The sequence below is a fragment of the Mesorhizobium erdmanii genome (assembly GCF_013170725.1).
GTDB classification, from domain to species: domain Bacteria; phylum Pseudomonadota; class Alphaproteobacteria; order Rhizobiales; family Rhizobiaceae; genus Mesorhizobium; species Mesorhizobium erdmanii.
Genome location: NZ_CP033361.1, coordinates 1,538,175 through 1,557,931, shown reverse-complemented (window position 1 = coordinate 1,557,931; position 19,757 = coordinate 1,538,175). Strand labels below are relative to the sequence as shown.

Genomic DNA, 19,757 nt, shown 5'->3' with positions numbered 1-19,757 from the left:
CGGCCTGCCCGGCCTAATTCAGTGGCCACCGAGTTAATTTACGTCCCGCCCATTCGCCGGGCGGAATCAATGACCCGACGCGAAAGTTGAAGGACAGCACCCTCGTCGCATTGTCGTCGACCTCGCACCGGAAATTCAGATTATACCATTGCGTTCTGGTGCTGAAGGCGGCCTGCGGCGGGTTGAGGACATTGCCTGCGTCCAGCGGGTTATTTGGCACCCATTTGATGGCATAGTCGGCACTCTGCAATTCCTGGCTCAAAACGTTGCCGCAAAGGTTGGCCACGCGCTGAGGGCGCGGCACGTTCTCCATGGAGCTTGCGGCCAGCGCATCGCCGGTAGCGCCTTGCGAGTAAAGTTTTCGAACACCCGGAAGGCCGGAATAGATCGGCGATCCTGCTGCGGCAGTGTTCGCGGGACTTGACTTCCCTGCCTTGCCGCTTGGGGCCTTGAAGGCCCGCGCGGATTTGAAATTCATCGTCTTTGCAGGTTTCGGCTTTGCTTTTTCGGCAGAGGGCGGCGGTGCTGGCTTGTCGCCGGTCTCAGTTGCCAAAGGCTTTGGCGCCACGACCGCTTGCTTCTCGTCGGTTTGTGGCGCCACCTCCTGTTTGTCCGGCTTCTGTTTGTCAGTATCCTCAGTTGGCTGCCCCTCCTCGTTTTCCGGAGGTTTGACGTCCGGCGGGGCGGTTACCGGCTTCTCCTGAGCCTTGGTGGAATCTGGCTGTTGCTCGGGACCTCCAGCCGGAGCGGACTGGTTCGGCACGGTTTTGGGTTCGACCGGCGGCTTCGCGGCCTCATCCTTGACCGGCGACGGCGCATTGGCTTGAGCGCTGCCTCCGTCGAGAGATTTCTCGGGCCCCGTATCCTTCTCGCCATACTGAAAAACGCGCTTCAGAACCGGAGCGTTCTCCGGCTTTGGCGGCGGCTCGGGCGGCTTTTCGACCTTGGACTCCGGCGGCTTTTCGGCTTTGGCTACCTTTGGCGGCGGCGGCGGAACAGGTTTCGGCTTCGGCTGATCGGGCGGAGGCACGATCGCGACATTGACCGGCTGCTCCTCCTGCTGCCGTTGCGGAGGCTTGGCCAAACCGTAGACGAGGGCCGCCACGATGAGGGCATGCAGGATCAGCGATGCGGGAATGCCCCACAACAGATTCCGACGCTGTTCTCCTGTCTCGCCCTTCATCCCTTCCGATGTGGAATGAAATAGCGGCAGCTTCAAGCATAAGCACTCAACTGGCGCAAACTCGCCGCTGACAGCTTGGTGATCGCGGGAAGATCAGGGCGAAATCCCACCCAGAAACTGTTCGTCGAGCCGCGTTTCGCCAAACCAGTTCAGCCGGTTGATGCCGACGAAGCCGGCATCGATCGTCTCGTTTTCGTCGCCCGGCTGACTTGCATGGGCCCGACCTCGCGGCACGGTGATAACCGTGCGATCACCGTCGCTTTCCATCACCTTGGCGGTGCGGCCGATCTTGTCACGGCCGATGCGCGGCTGTCGGATTTCGGCGGGCAAGGCGGTCGGCAGGTTGACACTGAGCCAATGACCCTCCGTCGCCCAGTCGGCGCGCGATTGCCACAGCGAAGCGATCAGCGCGCCGAGCCATTGGTCGTCGCCATCGCCGAAATCGGGATTCTTCACACGCGAGAAGCCGATTGCCGGGACGCCCCAGAAGGTTGCCTCCCGGGCAATGCCGAGCGTGCCGGAATAGGCCAGGTCCTCGGCGACATTGCGGCCGTCATTGACGCCCGCCAGCACCAGATCCGGCTTCTTCGCCTCGGCGAACAGCCACGTCATCGCGCTCACCACGCAATCAGCCGGGGTGCCGGAGCACGAATACCAGTTCGTCCTGACGCGCCACATTGTCAAAGGCCTGGCGATCGTCAGCGACGAGCCGGCGGCGGTGCGCTTGCCGTCGGGCGCCACCACCCAGACATCGTCGCTCAGGCCGGCGACGGCGTTGACGAGGCGGGCAAGCCCCGGCGCTTCGATGCCGTCATCGTTACAGATCAGGATTCTCATTGTTGCTTCCTTGCGGCACTGTGATGCGCTGGCCTGTACGGCATTGCGTGCGCAGCGACGGGATGTGGTTTTTGAGGTCAGCGAGAAGATCGGTGGGGCAGGAATGTCCCAGCGCATCGGGCCGCCCTGCCTTCTCCCAGATGTCGATATTGCCGGACAGGGTCGGATGGGTGGGCATGCGTACCCAGTCGGCCCGGCCGGCCCTGTGCAGGAGATCGCCCGGAGAACCCGCCGGCAGATGCCCGGTGAGCAGCACCGCAAATCCGGCCTGGTCCGCGCGCGGCAACAGCCGCGATGACGGGCCGGCCTCGCCCATGCCGTCATCGGCCAGCAACGGCAGCGGCGGCAAGGGATCGGCATCGGCCCAGTCGGCGGCACTTGCCAGGCGGGAACGCAAGAGTTCGGAAACATCAGGCAGAAAGGCCCCAGTCGCGCCAATCTGCGCTTCCAGGGACGAACGCATGCCGGCATGGATGGCGAAGGGCCCCGGCAGAGCCGCGATCAATTCGAGCGACCGCCCCGACAACGGCGTCGGTAGCAGACATCCTTGCGGATGCCTCGCCACCCATTCGGAAATTTCGCGAGCCCGAGCCGCCCCCGGCACCGGATCGGCGCCATAGGACGCATCGAAGACCAGAAGATCGCAGTGCGGGATCGTGTCCATGACGAACACATTGCTGTCCGGCACCACGTCGGCCGTATAGACGACGCGGCTTTTCCCATCATCGACGGCGAACCAGACGCCGCCCACGACATGCCCAGACCGTCCGGTCCTGACCGTGAGATTGCCGGTCCGCAGCGTGTCGCCGGGTTCGAAGATCTCGATACGATGGTCCGGAACCGGAAAGCGCCTGAAATCATCCGGTTCGGCATAGGCGGCAAGCGTGGCCGGCGCCTCTGCGCGGGTCTCGGCCGTCATGAATATCGGACCGGCATAACCGCGCGACAACAGCCAGCTCAGCGCGCCGATATGATCCTCATGCGCGTGCGAGACAAGCAGCGCATCGATATCGTCGACCGGCCCGTCGAGCGCCGGATAATATTCCGCCCCGGCGGCGCCGACCTTGATGCCGACATCGAGCAGGATACGGTTATTAACGCTGTTGACGGCGAGACTGGTGCGGCCCTTTTCGCCAAAACCGCCGAGCAGGTCGAGCATCATCACGATGCCGTCCCCGCCGGGATCAGCCAGCCGGACTTTATGCGCAGCCGCGCCTGGGCTCCGCTGTCCAAGACGACCGGATCGGGCTGTTCGAAATGCAAGGTCAGGTCAGGACCAGCCGCAGGGGCGAATTCGATGCGCGCGCCACCGCCTTGGTAAATCACCCGCTTGACGAGACCGTCGAAGCCTGGGCCGTCCGGCGAGACGTCGAGATCGGCCGACCGGCAGCAGATCTTCGCGCCGGCGCGCGGTCGCTCCCCGGGCCGGCAGCGGACCACCAGTTCGGTTCCGAGAACCCTGACCTTGCAATGTCCGCCTTCTTCGCCGGTCAGGACATCCGCCGGGAGCAAAATTCCTTGCGAGATGAAGGAGGCAACCATCTCATTTGCCGGCTCATGGTAGAGTTCGCGCGGCGTCGCCAGCTGCGCCAGGCGACCATGGTCCATCACCGCGATGCGATCGGCCAGCGCCATCGCCTCGGCCTGATCGTGGGTAATGTAGACGATGGTCGTGCCGGTGCGCTTGTGGAAAGCGGAGAATTCATCCTCCATCGAGGCCCTGAGGTGGACATCGAGATTGGCGAGCGGCTCGTCGAACAGCACCAGTGAGGGCGCGGCGACAAGGCATCGCGCCAGGGCCACGCGCTGACGCTGGCCGCCGGAGAGATTGGCAGGCCTGCGCTCTCCCAGCCCCTGCAGATTGACCAGGGCGAGCGCGTCTTCCACCTTCTGGCGCGCCACCGCCTTGTCGAGCTTCGCCACCTTCAGCGAATAGCCAATATTCTCGGCCACCGTCATATGCGGCCACAGGGCGTAATTCTGGAAGACGATACCGACGCGCCGCTTTTCCGGCGCCACGCTGCCGCCGCTGTTGGACACGACATCGCTGCCGATGCGGATTTCGCCCGAGGTCACTTTCTCGAAACCGGCGACGAGGCGCAACAACGTCGTCTTGCCGCAACCCGAAGGCCCGAGCACGGCAAGGAACTCGCCGTCGGCGACATCGATCGACACGTCCTTGACCGCATCGAAATCGGCGAAGCTTTTGGTCACATGGTCCAGGCTCAATCGCGCCATGGCAGAACTCCGCTCGGAAGGTAGGGGGCAAGCAGATTGGTCACCAGCATCAGCACAAAGGTGACGGCGACCGTGATCACCGACATCGCCGCCGCGTAGTTGGAATCGCCGCCCTGCTCGAAGGAAAACATCACAACGCCGATGGTTTCCGAGCCCGACGACCACAACAGCGCCGAGACAGTGAGCTCGCTGAGCGCCGTCATGAAGATCAAAAGTCCGCCGGCGATCGCCGCCGGCGCCACCAGCGGAAAGACGATGGTGCGCAGGCGCGTGAACAGCCCGGCCCCCGCCACCTGCGCGGCCTCTTCCAGCGCCCGGTCAATCTGGTGATAGCCGCTGATGGTCGGCCGCAGCGCCAGCACCAGGAAACGGGCGAGGTAGGCGTAAAGGATGATCCAGACCGTGTTGTAGAGCTGGATGCCGGTGAGCGGGATCGGGCGCAGGAAAAGCAGGAGCGAGGCGATCGCCAGCACCACGCCGGGCAAGGCATAGGGCAGCTCGACCGACAGGTTGAGCAGCCGCACCCACCGCTGCTTGCCCCAGGCGATGAGATAGCCGACCGGCACGGCGACGACGACCGCGAAGAAGGCGGCGGCGATCGACAGCCAGAAGCTGTTGAAGAAGGCGCGGTTGGCGGCATCGTGCTCGAACAGCACGAAACGGTAATTGTCGAGCGTCGCCGTCTTGGCGGTCAGCGCGATGCCGTAGCCCGGGACCAGCGACGTCAGCACCAGCCCGAACAACGGCAGGAACAGCACCAGCACGATCAGCAGCCACATGCCGGCCTGTACAACCGCGCGCCAGCGGCCGAGCTCATAGGGTTCGGCCGGCAGCGATGTCGAGGAAATGCGGTAATCGCGGCGGCGGCTCATCACTTCCTGGGCGAGAATGCCGGCCATCGCGATGACGCCGATCAGCACCGACAGGAACGCCGTCTCGCCGAGCACGGCCGGACCGCCGCCGGCCAGCTTCTGGTAGATGAGCGTCGGCAGGACCAGATAGTTGGCGGGGATGCCGAGGAAGGCTGGAATGCCGAAATTGCCGACGCAGGAGACGAAGGCCAGCGCCGCGGCCGCCATGATCGACGGCGTCATCAGCGGCAGCACGATAGTGACGAGCACGGTGAACCAGCCGGCGCCGCCGGCCCGTGCGGCCTCGACCAGCTCGCGCGGCAACTTGCGCAGCCCGGCCCGCACCAGCAGGAACACCAGCGGGCCATATTGGACGCCGAGCAAAAGGATGATGCCCGAGGTCGAATAGAGCGGATTTTTCGTCCCGAGCGGTGGGGCCGCGCCGAACAGCTTGAGGAAGGGACTTGCCGGGCCGAACAATTGCAGCCAGGCCAGCGCCGTCACCTGCGGCGCGATCATCAGCGGCATGACGTAACACAGCACCAGCGCACCGCGGCCGCGTATGTCGGTCAGCGAGACCAGCACCGCCACCAGCGTTCCCGACAGCACGGCAAGCAAGGTGCCGCCAATCCCCACGACCAGAGTATGCCAGGTGGCGATCCAGGTGGCGGGGCTGGCAAGTCCGGCTTTTATGGCGACATCCGACACGGTGCCGCCGGGCGCCACGATCTCCTTGACGAGGCGCAGCATGGGCAGCAGCGACAGCAGCACGATGACAACGGCTACCGCCGCCGTCAGGGCCATTTCCTGGCCCCGGCTCTCCCTGATGCGTGTCGACATGATTGCGTTTCCTGGATCGGTGCGGTGGGATGCTGCCAATCGGCATCCCACCGCGATTTGCCGGCTCAGCCGCCGAACAGTTCCTGGAACTTCGCCTTGTCGGCGTCGGTCTTGGCGACGATTGCCTTGGTGTCGAACGGCATCACCTTGACCTTGACGCCCTCCGGCAGCCAGTTGGGGCGGCCGACCGAGGCACGGGCCGGCAGATAGCCCATGGACAGCGCCAGCCTCTGGCCTTCATCCGACAGAATGAAGTCGACGAACTTCTTGGCACCGTCGACATTCTTGGCCGTCTTCATGATGGCGACCGGTTCCGTCACCGCCGGCACGCCTTCCGAGGGGAATACGAACTCGACCGGCGAGCCCTTCTTCTTGGCGTTCATCGCCATGAAGTCGACGAGGATGCCATAGGGCTTCTCGCCCGATGCCACCGACTTCAGCACCGCGCCATTGCCGCGCACGCTGACGGTGTTGTTGGTCTTCAGCTTCTGGAAGAAATCCCAGCCATAGTTGGTATCGCCGGCAAAGCCCGAAAGCAGGTAGGCGGCCGCACCCGAATAGAGCGGGCTCGGCATGACCAGGCCATCGGCGTAGGCGGGCTTGGCAAGATCGGCCCAATGCTCGGGCTTTTGCGCGGCCGCGGTGTTGTAGACGATGCCGGTGGTGATCAGCTTGCTGCCGAAATAGGTCTTGTCGGCATCATAGGCATCCGCCTCGATGCCGTCGAGCTTGGCCTCGGGATAGGCCATCAGCCGGTCGTCCTTCTTCAACAGCTCCATCGAGACCGCGTCGGCGATCAACAGCACATCGGGCTGCGGACTGCCGGCGGCGAACTCAGCCGCCATCTTGGTCAGGATATCGCTGGTTCCGGAGCGATAGATGGTTACGTCGATGCCGGGCTGCGCCTTCTTGAAGGCATCCACGGTCTTGGCCGCGTCGGCTTCTGGCTGCGATGTGTAGAGCGTCAGTGTTTCGGCATTTGCCACGCCGGCAAACAAAGTTGCCGCGAGCGCCAGCTGGCTGGCCAGCAGCTTGATGAAGTGCGTCTTCATGAGACCTCCTGTCTTGTCTGTGCATGACCGGACCGGCCCTGGCCGGCTCCCCGTCTCTTCCTCCCTGCACGGCGCATATGACTGGTGGATGACACAGCGCGTGAAACCCACAAAATATGTTCATATGTACAATGTCAATTACAAATGAACAGATATGTGCGACAATCGGCGTGGCTGAAACCGGCATGCGGTTGACATGCGGCCGGCGTTTCTCCGATGACGGCGACGCGGCCAGCCATGACTGATGAGGGACTAGAACAGATGCCCACAGAAAAGCCCACGCCGGCCCGCCTGCCGATGGTGTCCTCCGATCTCAACGTCAAGACGGCCTGGCTCTACTATGTAGAGGGCTTCACCCAGGAACAGATCGCCGAGAAGCTGGATGTCTCCAGGGTGAAGGTGATGCGCACCTTGGCCGCCTGCACGGCCGAAGGCATCGTCGTCACCATGATCAACGCGCCGACCGCCGAACAGGTGGCGCTCGAACGGGAACTGGAAAAGCGCTGGGGCCTCAATGCCGCCGTCGTCATCCCGACGCCTTCGGCGCACGAGCATCTTGAAAAGGCGATCGGCCATGCCGTCGCCGCCTATCTCGGCGAGCAGATGCAGGACGGCATGACGCTGGCGATCGGCGGCGGCGCGACGCTGCATGCCAGCCTGGGGTTCCTCGCCCGCCGACAGCTGAAGCGCGCTTCGGTAGTGGCACTTGTCGGCAGCCTGCCGCATTCGCAATGGATCAACCCGTCGATCGTCGCCGCAAAGGTCGCCGATGTCTTTGAGGTCGACAGCTACCAGATCACCGCGCCGGTGATGGTCGATGATCCTTCGCTGCGCGATCTCCTGTGGGCACAGCCGACCCTGCAGGATGTGCGCCGGCGGGCAGCTTCCGCCGATATCGCCTTGCTCACCGTCGGCGACATGTCGCCGGACGCCACCATCTTCCGGCATGGCATCGTCCCGTCATCGCTGATCGCGCCATTGAAGGCCAAAGGCGCGGTCGCCAACATGCTGTGCTACTTCGTCGATGCCGCCGGCAGGCTGGTGGACCACGAGGTCAACGGCCGCGTCATGGCCATCGATCTCGAAATGGTCGGCCAGGTGCCGAATGTCGTGCTGGCCGCCGGCGGAAAACGCAAAGTAGCGGCGATCCTGGCGGCACTGAAGGCCGTAAGCACCAATGTGCTGATCACCGACGGCGACACCGCCACGGCGCTGCTGGCCAAGGCTGGCTGAGACCAGCTCGCCGGTTGGTGCTAAATGAGGCCGCGCTCGCGCAAAAAATCCTCGACGCCGACATGGGTCATGGATTCGAATTCGGCGATCGCCTCGGCCACACGCTTGCGCTGGGCCGCCAGCAGGGTGAACACCTGCTTCATTTCGCCGGAAACGCCAAAACGGCTCCAGCGCTCGGCAATATGAGCAGGCAGGCCGATGGCGGCACAGAATGCATCGAGACTGTCATAGCCGAGGCTGACGACAAGCTGCCTGGTCTCCTCCGCCGACATGCGCGGCTCGAATGCGTGATCGTGTAGGCGCTGCGCCACCAGCTTGATGTCGGACGGCGATGCGCCCATGACCTTGCCGAACAGGGTTTTGACATCAGACGGATCGAATGCGGGCATCTTTGGCTTCCCTTGGTCGCAATCCACCTAGAGCAATTCCAAGAAATGTGTGAAGCGGTTTTCCGTCCGGAATTGCGTCGAGGCAAAGAGCTTAGAACATGGGTCAAGGGTCGGCGCCTGACAAGTCGTTTCCATCGTAAGCCGGCGCATCATCGGAATCGGCCTACGACAAGCGTCTAGACCAGCATGCCCATCGGGTTCTCGATCAGCCGCTTGAAGGCGACCAGCAGTTCCGCGCCGAGGGCGCCATCGACGGCGCGATGGTCGGTCGACAGCGTCACCGACATGACGGTGGCGATCTTGATCTCGCCGTTCTTGACCACCGCCCGCTCTTCGCCCGCACCGACAGCCAGGATCGTCGCATGCGGCGGGTTGATGACGGCGGCGAAGTCCTTGATGCCGAACATGCCGAGATTGGAGACGGCCGTGGTTCCGCCCTGATATTCTTCCGGCTTCAGCTTGCGGCTGCGGGCGCGGCTGGCGAGGTCCTTCATCTCGTTGGAGATTGTCGACAGCGTCTTTTCATCCGCATGCCGGATGATCGGCGTGATCAGGCCGCCGGGGATCGACACGGCAACGCCGACATCGGCATGCTTGTGCTTGACCATGGCGCTTTCGGTCCACGACGCATTGGCATCCGGCACCGCCTTCAGCGCCATCGCCATCGCCTTGATCACCATGTCGTTGACCGACAGCTTGTAGGCCGGTGCGTCGCCCTTATCCGTCTTCTTCATCGGGGCCGCCGCATTGATTTGCGTGCGCAGCGCCAGCAGTGCGTCAAGCTCGCAGTCGAGCGTCAGGTAGAAATGCGGAATGGTGGTCTTGGCCTCGACGAGGCGGCGCGCGATGGTTTTGCGCATGTTGTCGTGCGGGACGAGGTCGTAGGAACCTTGCTCGAACAGCTTCAGCACCTGGTCGTCCGACATCGCCTTCACCGCCGGAGCGGATGCAGCAGCCGGCGCGCCAGCAGGAGCCTTGGCCGCGGGTGTCGCCTTGGCACCGCCGCCGGCAATCGCGGCATCGATATCGGCTTTCACCACACGGCCATGCGGGCCGGTGCCCGCGATATTGGCGAGGACAAGGCCGGCTTCACGCGCCAGACGCCGAGCCAAAGGTGTTGCGCGTGCAACAGAGGGTGATTGGCTGATCTCCCCCCTTGTGGGGGAGATGGCCGGCAGGCCAGAGGGGGGCGCCTCGCGCTGAGAGGACGGCGGGACAGCGCCCCCCTCTGTCGGCTTCGCCGACATCTCCCCCACGAGGGGGGAGATTGGAGCCACGTCCTGCTTGGCCACAGCGGCACCAGCCCCATAATCCTCATCGTCGGCATAGATCCATGCCACCAGCGCGCCGACCGCAATGTCGACGCCTTCCTTGCCGGTGACGTCGCGCAGCACGCCGCTGGCCGGCGCATCGATCTCCATCGCTGCCTTGTCGGTCTCGATCTCGAACAGCACATCGCCCTTCTTGACCTGCTGGCCTTCGGTGGCGAACCAGCGCGAGATCTGTCCGGTCGCCATGTCCATGTCGACCTTGGGAAGAATGACTTCGGTCGGCATGTCTCAGCGAACCCCTTTCACGAGGTCGCGCGCGGCGGCGATAATGTCGGGGACCTGCGGCACGGTGGCCTTTTCGAGCTCCGGATTGTAGGGGATCGGCGTCTCGGCGCCGCCCAGCCGCACGATCGGCGCGTCGAGATAGTCGAACGCCTCGCTCTCGGCGATCATGGCGCTGACTTCGGCACCGATGCCCAGCGTCTTGACCGCTTCGTAGACGCACATCAGCCGCGACGTCTTCTTGACGCTGTCGATGACGGTCTGCTTGTCCATCGGCCGGATGGTCCTGAGATCGACGACTTCGACGTCGATGCCTTCGGCTTCCAGCGTGGCGGCCGCGTCCAGCGCCTTCTGCACCATGATCGAGGTCGCGACGATGGTGAGATCGCGGCCCTCGCGGCGGATATCGGCCTTGCCGATCGGCACCGTATAATAGCCTTCGGGCACCGGCCCCTTCGCCTTGTAGAGTAGCTTGTGCTCGAAGATCATTACCGGATCGGGATCGGCGACCGCTGCCAGGAGCATGCCCTTGGCATCATAGGGCGTCGCCGGCTGGATGACTTTCAGCCCCGGCACATGGCCGAGCCAAGCTTCCAGGCTCTGGCTGTGTTGGGCTGCGGCACCCGTGCCCGAGCCCGCTGGAAAACGCATTACCACCGGCACCGAAACCTCGCCGCCAAGCATGAAGCGCATCTTGGCCGCCTGGTTGACGATCTGCTCCATGGCGAGCGTGGCGAAATCGGAGAACTGGAATTCGAAGATCGGCCGCATGCCAGTGAGGGCCGCACCCACCGCGACGCCCGCCCCGCCCAGCTCCGAAATTGGCGTGTCGATGACGCGCTCAGTGCCGTAGCGCTCGACCAGGTCGCCGGTGACCTGGAAGGCGCCGCCATAGACACCGATGTCCTCTCCCATCAGGAAGACGCGTTCGTCCATGTCCATGGCGATCGCCATGGCTTCCTGGATCGCCTGGGCGTAGCTCAGTTCACGCACCATCGCGTCCATCACGCCTGCTCCGTATACACGTAATTTCCGGTCTCGCTGATTTCGGGCGACGGGCTCGTCTTGGCGAACTCGATGCCGTCGGCGATTTCCTGAGCCACCGCACCGCGGATGGCCTCGATGCCCTTGTCGTCGATGAAGCTGAATTCCCGCAATTCGTTTTCGAACAGCGTGATCGGGTCGCGGTTCGACATCCAGTCCTCGATCTCTTCCTTGGTGCGGTAGCGGTTGCGGTCACTCTTGGAATGGCCGCGATGGCGGTAGGTCTTGGATTCGATCAGCGTCGGCCCCTCGCCGGCCCGGGCGCGCTCGACGGCCTTATAGGACGCCTCGGCGACCTCCGAGAAGATGTTGCCGTTGACGATCACGCCGGGCATCGAATAGGCGGCGGCGCGGTCGGCGATGTTCTTCACCGCGGTGGAACGGGCGGTCGACGTCGACATGCCGTAGCCATTGTTTTCGCAAACGAAAATGACCGGCAGTTTCCAGACCGCCGCCATGTTGAGCGCCTCGTGGAAGGCGCCCTCATTGTTGGCGCCGTCACCGAAGAAGGACACGACGACCTTGCCGGTCTTCATCATCTTGGAGGAGAGCGCCGCACCGACGGCGATCGGAATGCCGCCGCCGACGATGCCGTTGGCGCCGAGATTGCCCTTGGCGACATCGGCAATGTGCATCGAGCCGCCACGGCCCTTGCAGTAGCCGGTGGTCTTGCCGAAGAACTCGGCGAACATGCGCTTCACCTCGGCGCCCTTGGCGATGCAGTGGCCGTGGCCGCGATGTGTAGAGGTGATCTGGTCGTCCTCGCCAAGCGGCATGCAGATGCCCATGGCGCTGGCTTCCTGGCCGATCGACAGGTGCATGGTGCCGTGGATCAGGCCTCGCGTATAGCTGTCCTCCGCCCCTTCTTCGAAGCGGCGGATGAGGTACATCTTGTGGAGCACCTCTCTGAGCTGCTCGGCGCTGTACTGGCGATAGACGAACGGCAGGTTGGCGCGGCTGTCCGTGACGGCTTTGCTGGCTCCGGCCATGATCACGCCTCCACGGTTCCGTAGACGAGCTTGTCCTGGCGGGCGCGCAGTTCGGCGATCTTCGAGCCTGCGGCCGGCGCCGCATTGGCGTAGGTGATGAGTTCGCCCTTCTTGATCGGCGCGGTGACCGAACCGCCTTGCAGCAAGCCGCAGGGAATGGCCCTGGCGGCATGCGCTTCCGGCGCCGTCATGATCCAGGCGCGGTAGCAATATTCGCCGATCGCATCGAGCTTCTCGCCGGGCTGCATGTCCTTCTTGGCCACGGCGGCGACTTCGGCCACCGGCTTTGCCAGCGGCACCATGTCGGCCTTGCCGTAGAGAACGACGCGGGCGCAGGTCAACGGCACTTCGAGCGAGGTCAGGTGGTAGGGGCGATGGAAAGTGAAATACGGGCCCTTGCCCATCTTCAGATCTTCCATGCGCTCCGAGATGCGCGGATGCGACATGTCGGCGACGACGAAAACGCCGGGCGCGACGCCCTTGCCTATCGAATAGTCGACGACGCCGACCCTGGACAGCACGCCGCCATCCTTTTGCGGCACCAGCACCTTGTTCAGTTCACCCAGAGTCGCCGCCGGACCGTGCATGCCGGCCTTGTCGGGCACCAGCCCGGTGGCGTTGGCGATCGCCGCCATTTCGACCATGGTCTTCGAGCCGTCGACGAATTCGACCAGCATGCGCACATTCATGTGCCGGCGCTTGGCCTCTTCCTCATAGGCCGGTGGCGTCGCGTCGATGTTGAGCGGATTGTTCTTGCCCTTGCCGGCGGCGACGATCGGATGGCCCATCGCCGAGACGAACTCGATCAGCTCCATGCAGGAGGACGGCTCGTCGCCGGCGCCCAGCGAATAGGTGACGCCCAGCCGGTCGGCCTCGCTCTTCAGATAGGCGCCGATGGTGACGTCAGCCTCGACATTCATCATCACCAGATGCTTGCCATGCTCCATCGCGCGCAGCCCGATCTCGGCACCGACGGCGGGAACGCCGGTCGCGTCGATGACGACGTCGATCAGATCATTGTTGATGACCAGGCTGGCGTCGTTGGTCACCGCCACCTTGCCGGCCTCCATGGCGGCCGTCATCGCCGAGGCGTTTGACACTTCTCGCGCATGGCCGGTTTCCTGGAAGGCGATGTCCACCGCCTTGCTGGCGGCGGGCAGGTTCAGTTCGGAAATGGCGCCGATTTCGATGCCGGACATGTGGGCGACGCGGGTGACGATGTCGGTTCCCATCTCGCCGGAGCCGATCAGGCCGATGCGGATAGGTTTGCCCGACTTGCCGCGTTCGTCGAGATCGCGGGCAAGACCCGTCAACGAAATATTCGACGCCATACCGCTCATTCCTCCCATACTGCAGGCTTGTTCATTCGCTTGACGGGTATTGAACATCTGTATTTCTGTCAAGACTAATGTCCAATTCCGTGCACTTTTTGACGACCATTCCCGGAGAGCGCGTGCGTCCTAAAAAGGCCGCGCAACGCACCCGCGTCCCGGCAGGACAGTGTGCGGGCGGACGGTCGTCGGGATATGATCACGACGCACGGAATATGGGAGGCTTGCTCGACCGGTCGCGACTGCCGCCACGTCATGACTGCCGGGGGCACGGTCTTGAAGTTGGAGAGCTCTACCTCACCGGGAAATCGTGGAAGTGCACGATGACGCCATCGGCATCGATGAAGATCACGGCATAGGCGGGCGGCTCGTGGCCCAGGCTCCAGCTCTGCGAAAAATCGAGCGCCGTCTGGTGGTTGGTGCTGCGCAGCGTGCTGACTGGAATGCCGCGCCAGCTGCCGGCGATCTGCCGATGGACATGACCGGCAAAGATATGGCGGACATTGCCGTGGCGCGACAGCACCTCGTGGAAGCTGTCGGCGTTGGCGAGCCGGACCTCGTCGAGCACCGGCATGTGTATCGCGAACGGCGGGTGGTGCATGAACAGGAAAGCCGGGCCACGCGCCTCGCTGAGCTTTTCGTCGAGCCAGTCGAGACGCGCCGCGCACAGCCTGCCCTCGACATGGCCGCTGTCCAGCGTGTCGAGCAGGATCAGGCGCCCCTCGCTGCCGTCGAACACGCTTTGCACGAACCCGCGCTCGCTGGCGGCCTCCGGGAACATCTCGAAAAACAGCGCCCGGTCGTCATGGTTGCCGAGCATCAGCCGGCAGGGCGGAGAAAATTGCGCCAGCCTCTCCCGCAACGCCGCATAGGCAGCGCGCTCGCCGTCATTGGTGAGGTCGCCCGAGATCACCACCAGTTCGGCATCTGCATGGTTCTTGCCGATGTCGGCCAGGCAAGCCTCGAGCCTGGCCAGCGGATCGGAGCCGTAGAGGCGGCCACCCGGTGCCATCAGATGCGGATCGGAAAGCTGGATGATTTTCATGGGCAGTGACCGCGGTGTTTTCCCGCTGGCGCCCGGGCGGCACCAGCAGACGAATGAAACTTTGAACGCTACCTCTACTGCGCCGTCCAGCCGCCATCCATCGGCAATGTCGTGCCGGTGATCTGCCTGGCCGCGTCCGAGCACAGGAACAGCGTCAGCGCGGCAAGCTCCTCGACAGTGACGAATTCCTTAGTCGGCTGCGCAGCGAGCAGCACGTCGTGCTTGACCTGTTCCTCGGTCATGCCGCGCGCCTTCATCGTGTCGGGGATCTGCTTCTCGACAAGCGGCGTCCAGACATAGCCCGGTGCGATGGCGTTGACGGTGATGCCGTCCTGCGCGACTTCCAGCGCCACCGTCTTGGTCAGGCCGGCAATGCCGTGTTTGGCCGAGACATAGGCAGACTTGAACGGCGAGGCGACCAGCGCGTGCGCCGACGCCGTGTTGATGATGCGGCCCCATTTGCGCGCCTTCATGCCCGGAACCGCCGCCTTGATGGCATAGAAGGCCGCCATAAGGTTGATGCGGATGATGGCTTCCCACTTGTCGTCGGGAAACTCCTCGATCGGCGCGACATGCTGGATGCCGGCATTGTTGACCAGGATATCGAGGCTGCCGAACGCCGCCTCCGCGTCATGCACCATGGCGCTGACCGCCGCACCATCCATCATGTTGGCGTCGGAGTAGCGGCACTTGACGCCGAAATCCTTCTCGATGCCCGAGCGCTCCTGCTCGATGGCAGCGTCATCGCCAAGGCCGTTGATAGTGACGTTGGCGCCTTCGGCGGCGAAGGCGCGGGCGATGGCCAGGCCGATACCGCTGGTCGAGCCGGTGACGAGGGCATTCTTCGAAGACAGGGAACCCATGGGTGATCTCGCGAGAGGTGGGAAGGGAACAGAGGATATAATTGTGCGTCGCAACATGACAATGACAGAGCCATGTGTCGATGCGATTACAGCCAGGCGACAAGGTCGGCATGGCTCCCCGCCGCTGCGAAACCATGGTCTTCGGTCTGACACGGCACTGTCATGGTGCCATGCAACATAATCGGCTGCGCATTCGCGCGGTCATTCCTGAACGAAATTCGCCAGTCAAACCTTGGCATGACAAAACTCTGCCTGACAGAACCTTGGGGGTGCAGCTTGGAAATCGCCGATGTCGTGAAGCGCGCCTATGCGATGCCGCTGACCAATCCGTCCTTCCCACCCGGTCCCTATCGCTTCTTCGATCGCGAATACATCATCATCACCTATCGCACGACGCGCGAGGCGCTCGAGGCCGTGGTGCCGGCGCCGCTGGAAATCGACGAGCCGCTGGTCAAGTACGAATTCATCCGCATGCCGGACTCCACAGGCTTCGGCGACTACACCGAGACCGGCCAGGTCATCCCGGTGAAATACAAGGGCCAGCATGGCGGCTACGTCCATTCGATGTATCTCGACGACGACGCGCCGATAGCCGGCGGCCGCGAACTGTGGGGGTTTCCCAAGAAGCTGGCCAGCCCCAAGATCGTCCATGAAGGCGAGGTGATCGTCGGCACGCTGCATTATGGCAGCGTTCTGTGCGCCACCGGCACGATGGGCTACAAGCATCGGGAAGCCGATCATGATTCCGTGCTCGCCGCGCTCGCCGCTCCCAACTTCCTGATCAAGATCATCCCGCATGTCGACGGCACGCCTCGTATCTGCGAGTTGGTGCGCTACTACCTCACCGACATCACCCTGAAGGAAGCCTGGACGGCGCCGGCCGCGCTTGATCTGCGGCCTCACGTCATGGCCGACGTGGCCAAGCTGCCGGTGCTCGACATCGTCTCCGCCGTCCACTTCAAGGCCGACCTGACGCTTGGGTTGGGCGAGGTCGTCCACGACTACCTCGGTGATCACAGCCGGCTCGCAACCAGCACAACCCAGCCGGAGAAAATTCGTGCTTGAACGTAGCCGAAACAAGGAAGCCGCCGCCACCATCGCGGAAATCTCGGCGCAATACGACCGCATCGCTCTGGTGTTCCAGGGTGGCGGCGCGCTCGGCGCCTATCAGGCCGGCGTCTACCAGGCGCTGGCCGATGCCGGCTGCGAGCCGAGCTGGCTGTCCGGCGTCTCGATCGGCGCCATCAATGCCTCGATCATCGCCGGCAATGAGCCGAGCCGCCGCCTGCAGCGGCTCGAACAGTTCTGGCAGACCATTTCGGGTCGCAAGATCTGGTCCTACACGCCGGAAGGCGACATCTACCGCGACATCCGCAACCGAACCTCGTCCTGGATGGCGATGACCATGGGCCAGCCCGGCTTCTTCAAGCCGCGAAACCCCAACCCCTGGTTCGAGCCGCAGGGCGCCGAGGGTGCGACCAGCTTCTACGATACCGCCGAATTGAAGGACACGCTGGAGAGCCTCATCGACTTCGATGTGCTGAACGACGGCAAGAAGCGGCTGAGCGTCGGCGCGGTCAATGTCCGCACCGGCAACTTCGTCTATTTCGATACAGAGAAGGTGCGCATCGGACCGGAGCACATCATGGCCAGCGGCGCGCTGCCGCCAGCCTTCCCGTCGGTCCGCATCGAGGGCGAATATTACTGGGACGGCGGCATCGTCTCCAACACGCCGCTGCAATATCTGCTCGACCAGGAAGAGGACCGCTCGTCCCTGGTGTTCCAGGTCGACCTGTTCAGCGCCCGCGGTGTGCTGCCGCGCAGCATGCCGGACGTGCTGTCTCGCCACAAGGACATCATGTATTCCAGCCGCACGCGCCAGAACACCGACAATTTCAAGCGCATCCACGGCCTGAAGATGCGCCTGCTCGATGCGCTCAAGCGCGTTCCCAAGGAGCAGCTGACGCCGGCGGAAGAAGCGCTGATCGCGGACTATTCGGATGCCGGCATCGTCAACATCGTGCACCTCATCTACCAGCACAAGGGTTATGAGGGTCACGCCAAGGACTATGAGTTCTCCGGCACCTCGATGCGCGAGCATTGGGAGACGGGCCTGGAAGACACCCAGCGCACCTTGCGTCACCGCAAATGGCTGACGATGCCGACCAATGTCGATGGCGTTGCCATCCACGATCTGCACCGCGAGGATCCGACCTGAGACTGCGCAGGCTGAAGGCTCTCGAAGGTTTCCTTCCTGACCGGGATTGCGCTGCTCGTGTCGAGCGGCCGTCGCCAAAGTTCGAGATTGGCTGAAGCCTCCAAACTTCGTCATCCCTGGGCGAAGCAGCCGCGAAGCGGCGTCGCGGAGACCCTGGGATCCATTCCGTGACCTTGCTGGGGGGTGCTGCGGAGCAGAATTCTGGACCGTGGCGGCGCTCCAGAGTCCCGGCATGGATCCTCGGGTCTGCGCCGCGTCGCTGCGCTCCTTGCTCCGCCCGAGGATGACGAAGCGTTGGGCGTTTCGCGCCAGTCTCGTAGGCATATTCAACGTCAATACAAACGCGGGTGCCTCTTCCCCTCAAAGAAAAAGGCAGCGCCGATCGCCGGCGCTGCCTTTTTTTGAAGTCTCTTACGCCCCGTTCAGAACACCTGACGGAAGACGATGAACAGCACGAAGGCCAGCGCGATCGAGCATGGCAGGGTCAACACCCAGGCCAGCAGCAGGTTGCGGACCGTCGACCATTGCAGGCCGGAGCCGTTGGCGGCCATCGTTCCGGCAACGCCCGACGACAGCACATGGGTTGTCGACACCGGCAGGCCGAGCCGGTCGGCCATGCCGATGGTCACCATCGCCACGAGCTCGGCCGCCGCACCCTGGCCATAGGTCAGATGGCTCTTGCCGATCTTCTCGCCGACGGTGACGACGATGCGTTTCCAGCCGACCATGGTGCCGAGACCAAGCGCCAGCGCCACCGCGACCTTCACCCAGATCGGGATGAACTTCGTCGCGTTGTCGACGGCCTTGTGATAGTCGGTGACCGCCTTGAGATCGGCGGCTTGCATCGGCAGCAGCTGCTTCTTGTCGATCAGCTTGAGCGCCTCGCCGATCAGGTAGATGTCGTTGCGGGCGTTGCTGACCAGGTCGGTCGGCACATTGTCGACCGAGGCGTAAGGCTGCAGCGAAGCGGTTGTATTGTGGATGTAGGTCTGCAGCGCGACGGTCGTCTGGTCGCTCCAGGTCCGGGTGCGAACGGCATCCTGAACGGCTACCTTGGCGGCCTTGGCATCGGCGACGGTGACACCGGGCTTCGCATATTTGCCCAACGCGGTCTCGACGCTGACCGAGGCCGCCTTGTAGGCATCGAGATAGTTGATGTCGGGCGTACGGTTCAGCGCATAGGCCGTCGGCACGACGCCGATCAGGATCAGCATGATCAGGCCCATGCCCTTCTGCCCGTCATTGGAGCCATGCGCGAAGCTGACGCCGGTGCAGGTGAAGATCAGCAGCGCGCGGATCCACCAGGGCGGCGGGGCGTTGCCTTTCGGCGCTTCGTAAAGCGCCGGATTGCGCACCAGAAGCTTCATTGCATAGAGCAGGATCGCGGCGGCGAAGAAGCCGATGATCGGCGACACCAGCAAGGTCACGCCGACATTGGTCGCCTGCGACCAGTCGACACCGCTGGTGGCGCTGCCGGCCGGAGCCATGAACTGGTTGGCGAGGCCGACACCGATGATCGAGCCGACCATCGTGTGCGAACTCGACGCCGGCAGGCCGAGGAACCAGGTACCGAGGTTCCACAGGATGGCGGCAACGAGCAGCGCGAACACCATGGCAAAGCCGGAGGAGGAGCCGACCTGCAGGATCAGTTCCACCGGCAGCAGCGACAGGATGCCGAAGGCGACCGCGCCGCTGGAGGTGAGGACACCGAGGAAATTGAAGGCGCCGGACCACATGACGGCGAATTCCGCCGGCAGCGAGCGCGTGTAGATGACCGTCGCCACCGCATTGGCGGTGTCGTGGAACCCGTTGACGAATTCGAAGCCGAGCGCGATCAGCAGGGCGATGCCGAGCAGGATCCACGGCACGGTCTTGGCCACTGCCAAATCCTGGCTCAGCGCGTAACCGACATAGACCACGCCGACCAGCACCAGCACGCCGAAGGCCGGCAGGAACCATTTGGCGCTGCCCGAACTATCCAGCGGATGATCCGGTCTCGGGATACCCGCCTCACTAGAAACTATGTCCACCATGTCCCACTCCTATTGCATTGCAGCAAAGAACCGGGAGGGACGCTATGTCTGGACGATG

At 63.6% G+C, this 19,757-nt stretch carries 17 protein-coding genes; 3 read left to right on the top strand and 14 right to left on the bottom strand.

Translation table 11 applies throughout. The annotated features are described in order from the left end of the window. Positions 1–13 precede the first annotated feature (13 nt). From EB233_RS07500 to EB233_RS07475, 6 genes are all read right to left on the bottom strand, one after another. Positions 14–1,183 (bottom strand): DUF930 domain-containing protein, encoded by a 1,170-nt coding sequence (locus tag EB233_RS07500; RefSeq protein WP_064992478.1) that lies wholly within the window; start codon positions 1,181–1,183, stop codon positions 14–16. A 93-nt stretch (positions 1,184–1,276) separates the two neighbouring features. Then, positions 1,277–2,020 (bottom strand): 5'/3'-nucleotidase SurE, encoded by a 744-nt coding sequence (locus tag EB233_RS07495; protein ID WP_064992479.1) that lies wholly within the window; start codon positions 2,018–2,020, stop codon positions 1,277–1,279. Beyond that, positions 2,001–3,182 carry an MBL fold metallo-hydrolase gene (locus EB233_RS07490; protein ID WP_064992480.1) on the bottom strand — a complete coding sequence of 394 codons (1,182 nt, stop codon included), beginning with the start codon at positions 3,180–3,182 and terminating at the stop codon, positions 2,001–2,003. The genes EB233_RS07495 and EB233_RS07490 overlap by 20 nt, the downstream gene beginning before the upstream one ends. Next, positions 3,182–4,258, bottom strand: a complete 1,077-nt coding sequence (locus EB233_RS07485; RefSeq protein WP_064992481.1) for an ABC transporter ATP-binding protein — start codon at positions 4,256–4,258, stop codon at positions 3,182–3,184. The genes EB233_RS07490 and EB233_RS07485 overlap by 1 nt, the downstream gene beginning before the upstream one ends. Next, a complete protein-coding gene (locus EB233_RS07480; RefSeq protein ID WP_027054152.1) occupies positions 4,246–5,949 on the bottom strand; it encodes an ABC transporter permease in 1,704 nt (567 codons plus the stop codon). The genes EB233_RS07485 and EB233_RS07480 overlap by 13 nt, the downstream gene beginning before the upstream one ends. Positions 5,950–6,014: 65 nt before the next feature. Then, on the bottom strand, positions 6,015–7,001 hold the full coding sequence (locus tag EB233_RS07475; protein ID WP_064992482.1) for an ABC transporter substrate-binding protein: 987 nt from the start codon (positions 6,999–7,001) through the stop codon (positions 6,015–6,017). A 261-nt stretch (positions 7,002–7,262) separates the two neighbouring features. Here EB233_RS07475 and EB233_RS07470 point away from each other — a divergent pair, with 261 nt between their 5' ends. Further along, positions 7,263–8,234, top strand: coding sequence for a sugar-binding transcriptional regulator (locus EB233_RS07470; RefSeq protein ID WP_064992483.1), 972 nt, complete (start codon positions 7,263–7,265; stop codon positions 8,232–8,234). A 20-nt stretch (positions 8,235–8,254) separates the two neighbouring features. On the opposite strand, the gene EB233_RS07465 is transcribed toward EB233_RS07470, so the two are convergent. The 7 genes from EB233_RS07465 to EB233_RS07435 all read right to left on the bottom strand — a co-directional run bounded on the left by EB233_RS07465 (position 8,255) and on the right by EB233_RS07435 (position 15,448). Then, a complete protein-coding gene (locus EB233_RS07465) occupies positions 8,255–8,623 on the bottom strand; it encodes a hypothetical protein (RefSeq protein ID WP_027054155.1) in 369 nt (122 codons plus the stop codon). A gap of 176 nt (positions 8,624–8,799) precedes the next feature. Beyond that, positions 8,800–10,179 carry a pyruvate dehydrogenase complex dihydrolipoamide acetyltransferase gene (locus tag EB233_RS07460; RefSeq protein WP_064990760.1) on the bottom strand — a complete coding sequence of 460 codons (1,380 nt, stop codon included), beginning with the start codon at positions 10,177–10,179 and terminating at the stop codon, positions 8,800–8,802. 3 nt (positions 10,180–10,182) lie between these two features. Continuing rightward, the gene (locus tag EB233_RS07455; RefSeq protein ID WP_064990761.1) at positions 10,183–11,181 is read right to left on the bottom strand and encodes an alpha-ketoacid dehydrogenase subunit beta; all 999 of its coding nucleotides are present in this window, start codon (positions 11,179–11,181) and stop codon (positions 10,183–10,185) included. Next, entirely contained in the window at positions 11,181–12,209 is a 1,029-nt protein-coding gene (locus tag EB233_RS07450; protein WP_064990762.1) for a thiamine pyrophosphate-dependent dehydrogenase E1 component subunit alpha, read from the bottom strand. The genes EB233_RS07455 and EB233_RS07450 overlap by 1 nt, the downstream gene beginning before the upstream one ends. A 2-nt stretch (positions 12,210–12,211) precedes the next feature. Further along, positions 12,212–13,540, bottom strand: a complete 1,329-nt coding sequence (locus tag EB233_RS07445) for an NAD(P)H-dependent oxidoreductase (RefSeq protein WP_064990763.1) — start codon at positions 13,538–13,540, stop codon at positions 12,212–12,214. 292 nt (positions 13,541–13,832) lie between these two features. Beyond that, positions 13,833–14,585, bottom strand: coding sequence for a phosphodiesterase (locus EB233_RS07440; protein ID WP_064990764.1), 753 nt, complete (start codon positions 14,583–14,585; stop codon positions 13,833–13,835). 74 nt (positions 14,586–14,659) lie between these two features. Then, positions 14,660–15,448, bottom strand: a complete 789-nt coding sequence (locus tag EB233_RS07435) for a 3-hydroxybutyrate dehydrogenase (protein WP_064990765.1) — start codon at positions 15,446–15,448, stop codon at positions 14,660–14,662. 276 nt (positions 15,449–15,724) lie between these two features. On the opposite strand from EB233_RS07435, the gene EB233_RS07430 reads away from it, so the two are divergent. Further along, entirely contained in the window at positions 15,725–16,513 is a 789-nt protein-coding gene (locus EB233_RS07430; protein WP_064990766.1) for an acetoacetate decarboxylase, read from the top strand. After that, positions 16,506–17,666 carry a patatin-like phospholipase family protein gene (locus EB233_RS07425; protein WP_064990767.1) on the top strand — a complete coding sequence of 387 codons (1,161 nt, stop codon included), beginning with the start codon at positions 16,506–16,508 and terminating at the stop codon, positions 17,664–17,666. The genes EB233_RS07430 and EB233_RS07425 overlap by 8 nt, the downstream gene beginning before the upstream one ends. A gap of 422 nt (positions 17,667–18,088) precedes the next feature. Here EB233_RS07425 and EB233_RS07420 read toward each other — a convergent pair whose 3' ends face one another. Continuing rightward, positions 18,089–19,699 carry an inorganic phosphate transporter gene (locus EB233_RS07420; protein WP_064990768.1) on the bottom strand — a complete coding sequence of 537 codons (1,611 nt, stop codon included), beginning with the start codon at positions 19,697–19,699 and terminating at the stop codon, positions 18,089–18,091. Positions 19,700–19,757 lie beyond the last annotated feature (58 nt).

What these genes read in the sequence shown, in the direction of transcription:
- EB233_RS07500 (WP_064992478.1), bottom strand. Translation starts at nt 1,183, where the DNA reads ATGAAGGGCGAGACAGGAGAACAGCGTCGGAATCTGTTGTGGGGCATT.
- EB233_RS07495 (WP_064992479.1), bottom strand. Translation starts at nt 2,020, where the DNA reads ATGAGAATCCTGATCTGTAACGATGACGGCATCGAAGCGCCGGGGCTT.
- EB233_RS07490 (WP_064992480.1), bottom strand. Translation starts at nt 3,182, where the DNA reads ATGATGCTCGACCTGCTCGGCGGTTTTGGCGAAAAGGGCCGCACCAGT.
- EB233_RS07485 (WP_064992481.1), bottom strand. Translation starts at nt 4,258, where the DNA reads ATGGCGCGATTGAGCCTGGACCATGTGACCAAAAGCTTCGCCGATTTC.
- EB233_RS07480 (WP_027054152.1), bottom strand. Translation starts at nt 5,949, where the DNA reads ATGTCGACACGCATCAGGGAGAGCCGGGGCCAGGAAATGGCCCTGACG.
- EB233_RS07475 (WP_064992482.1), bottom strand. Translation starts at nt 7,001, where the DNA reads ATGAAGACGCACTTCATCAAGCTGCTGGCCAGCCAGCTGGCGCTCGCG.
- EB233_RS07470 (WP_064992483.1), top strand. Translation starts at nt 7,263, where the DNA reads ATGCCCACAGAAAAGCCCACGCCGGCCCGCCTGCCGATGGTGTCCTCC.
- EB233_RS07465 (WP_027054155.1), bottom strand. Translation starts at nt 8,623, where the DNA reads ATGCCCGCATTCGATCCGTCTGATGTCAAAACCCTGTTCGGCAAGGTC.
- EB233_RS07460 (WP_064990760.1), bottom strand. Translation starts at nt 10,179, where the DNA reads ATGCCGACCGAAGTCATTCTTCCCAAGGTCGACATGGACATGGCGACC.
- EB233_RS07455 (WP_064990761.1), bottom strand. Translation starts at nt 11,181, where the DNA reads ATGGACGCGATGGTGCGTGAACTGAGCTACGCCCAGGCGATCCAGGAA.
- EB233_RS07450 (WP_064990762.1), bottom strand. Translation starts at nt 12,209, where the DNA reads ATGGCCGGAGCCAGCAAAGCCGTCACGGACAGCCGCGCCAACCTGCCG.
- EB233_RS07445 (WP_064990763.1), bottom strand. Translation starts at nt 13,540, where the DNA reads ATGGCGTCGAATATTTCGTTGACGGGTCTTGCCCGCGATCTCGACGAA.
- EB233_RS07440 (WP_064990764.1), bottom strand. Translation starts at nt 14,585, where the DNA reads ATGAAAATCATCCAGCTTTCCGATCCGCATCTGATGGCACCGGGTGGC.
- EB233_RS07435 (WP_064990765.1), bottom strand. Translation starts at nt 15,448, where the DNA reads ATGGGTTCCCTGTCTTCGAAGAATGCCCTCGTCACCGGCTCGACCAGC.
- EB233_RS07420 (WP_064990768.1), bottom strand. Translation starts at nt 19,699, where the DNA reads ATGGTGGACATAGTTTCTAGTGAGGCGGGTATCCCGAGACCGGATCAT.